The following is a 588-nucleotide window of genomic DNA, read 5'->3' on the forward strand; positions in this document are numbered from 1 at the left end:
GGTAATGCTGCCAACTTACTGATTTAGTGTATGATGGTGATTTTAAGGTGCTTGCGTGGCTTCCATTTCCATCAGATGTCCTTCCTGCTCCGCTACTGAAGGCGTGGTGCGTAACGGCAAAAGCACTGCCGGACATCAGCGCTATCTCTGCTCTCATTGCCGTAAAACATGGCAACTACAGTTCACTTACACCGCCTCTCAGCCCGGTACGCACCAGAAAATCATTGATATGGCCATGAATGGCGTCGGATGTCGCGCCAGTGCACGCATTATGGGCGTTGGCCTCAACACGGTTTTACGTCACTTAAAAAACTCAGGCCGCAGTCGGTAACCTCGCGCATACAACCGGGCAGTGATGTGATTGTCTGCGCTGAAATGGACGAACAGTGGGGCTACGTCGGTGCTAAATCACGTCAGCGCTGGCTGTTTTACGCGTATGACAGGATACGGAGGACGGTTGTGGCGCACGTCTTCGGTGAACGCACTCTGGCCACACTGGAGCGTCTTCTGAGCCTGCTGTCGGCCTTTGAGGTCGTGGTATGGATGACGGATGGCTGGCCGCTGTATGAATCCCGCCTGAAGGGAAAG

At 53.9% G+C, this 588-nt stretch carries 1 pseudogene; it reads left to right on the forward strand.

The window, feature by feature from the left end:
- Window positions 1–55: 55 nt before the first annotated feature.
- A pseudogene (locus QMN38_RS26725) lies at window positions 56–588 on the forward strand (IS1 family transposase); the annotation flags it as partial.

This window comes from Citrobacter sp. R-1.5.2, assembly GCF_035064245.1.
GTDB lineage: Bacteria > Pseudomonadota > Gammaproteobacteria > Enterobacterales > Enterobacteriaceae > Citrobacter.